Raw genomic sequence first — 1,773 nt, 5'->3', positions numbered from 1 at the left:
GTCCTGCCACAATGTTTTGTGGACCGATCATCACGCTGGGACGCGTTTCCGGTTCACCCGCGCGACCATAGGTGATCATGTAGGTGTAGTTGCCCGTCAACGTATCGGTGTCCAGCGCATTGGACGACAGCGGCGTGGCACCGGTATCACTAAAACTCGCACCAGCGGCGGCCGATCCGAGGCGGAAAAATTCCTCGCCGTTGGGACCGGTGCGATAAATGTTAACCGTGGGGTAATCGCCGCCGTTGGGGTCGGCTGGAAGATTGCCTAAGTCGACACGGCCTCCCGAGCCCACGGTGACACTAATGTTCCCGCTCGGAGCCGCTTCGTTGCCTTGGCTGTCGACCAACGCGACCCGGTATTTGTAGGTACCGGCAGCTAGCGTGCCCACGCCACTTTTGTCGACCGAGATGTCGGTTTGGTCCGAAAGGGGGGCGCTTTCAATGACGACGCTGCTGCCGTCGGCGCGAGGCACTTTGGCGTCGCCAAGCTGCAGACTCTGAATGATTTGACCTTGGGTCGCAATTTCACCTTCGGGTGTCAACGTGCCTTCGAAGGAAACATTCTCGGTCGCTTTGGCGACACTCTCGGTCCCCAGCGGGACCGTCATCGGAACGAGTTCGGATTCCTGCAGACGAAATTGTTCGTCGACGCCGTAACCGAGCAACCGCTGACCGGTTGAATTCACCAGCTCGGCACTGCTGTTGAGCTTAAAGATGCCGTTTCGGGTGTAGAGCTGTTCACCGGACGCTCCCTCGACGATAAAGAAGCCGTCGCCTTGGATCGCCAAATCCGAAGGACTGCTGCTGATTTCGATCGTGCCTTGGTTATGGTTCGCCGCGATTTCAGCGACTTGAACCCCAAGTCCGATTTGGCGAGGGTTGGTGCCGCCGTTATCGGCCGTGGGCCCCCCGCCGAGCGACAATGTTTGCAGGAACTGCGTCGCAAAGACCGCCTCGGACGACTTGAAACCGACGGTTTGCGAGTTCGCCAGGTTGTTTCCGATCACATCGATCTGTGTTTCGGAAGCTGAAAGTCCCGTGAGGGCGGTGGTCAGTGCTGAGGTCAATCCCATCGACTTATGTTCCTATCCGCGTGGCCGGATAGGAAAAAGTCGATTCGGAGAGCGGCGGAAGTGCCGCTTTCGTAATCGTCAAACTCTACCCAGTCTGAATTTCTCGTATGTTCTTAATCTCCATCGTCTTTTCACCCACGTGAACTTTGACAGAACGTGAATTGTTATCCTCACTAGTTTCTACAGTGATGCGATCGACTACCCCATCCACGGGGCTAGCATCGTCCGCAAGCCCCTGCACGGTGCGTCCGATCAGCCCGCTGGCGGTCACAAGTTCTTGGCTGTTCGAAAGATTTGATAGCGTTTGAGTCAGCTGATCCGTCGCTCCGATTTCTCGAATCTGACTGATTTGCTGGATCATTTCCGCGTTGTCGGTCGGATTAAGCGGGTCTTGGTTCTGCAGTTCGCTGATGAGCAACTTCATGAAACTGTCGGTATCGACCGACGAAAAGCTGTCATTGGTGCCTGTTTGTCCCGCCGTTTCTTGCGCGGTGAAGCTGGCGGTGCCGGTTTGGCTGATTTGCGACATGGTCGAAACCCTTGATGCGGACGAATTTAGCGACGCGGGTGACTCCCGGTCGGGAGGTCGGTTGTACGATTTAGCCGCCCGAGTTGGCGAGAGCAATCTTTTTTGGGGGGCAGAGTTAGCTTCGAATCACTCGATCAGACTGGTTTTGGCTGTACAGGATTATATTCTT

At 56.1% G+C, this 1,773-nt stretch carries 3 protein-coding genes; 1 reads left to right on the top strand and 2 read right to left on the bottom strand.

All coding sequences use genetic code 11. The features are described from left to right. Nucleotides 1-1,075, bottom strand: a 1,075-nt coding sequence (locus ABX962_RS35640; protein WP_372726394.1) for a flagellar hook-basal body complex protein, incomplete at its 3' end; no start/stop codon positions are given. An 85-nt stretch (nucleotides 1,076-1,160) separates the two neighbouring features. After that, nucleotides 1,161-1,604 carry a flagellar hook assembly protein FlgD gene (locus ABX962_RS35635; protein WP_372726393.1) on the bottom strand — a complete coding sequence of 148 codons (444 nt, stop codon included), beginning with the start codon at nucleotides 1,602-1,604 and terminating at the stop codon, nucleotides 1,161-1,163. Between ABX962_RS35635 and ABX962_RS35630 the strand changes: the two genes are divergently transcribed. After that, nucleotides 1,498-1,773 (top strand): hypothetical protein (locus ABX962_RS35630; protein WP_372726395.1); only part of this gene is annotated, 276 nt, incomplete at its 3' end. The genes ABX962_RS35635 and ABX962_RS35630 overlap by 107 nt on opposite strands.

It is taken from the genome of Novipirellula sp. (assembly GCF_041583735.1).
Taxonomy (GTDB): domain Bacteria; phylum Planctomycetota; class Planctomycetia; order Pirellulales; family Pirellulaceae; genus Novipirellula.
Note: the sequence above shows the minus strand (reverse complement) of the source record. Positions and strands in the feature narration are given on the sequence as shown.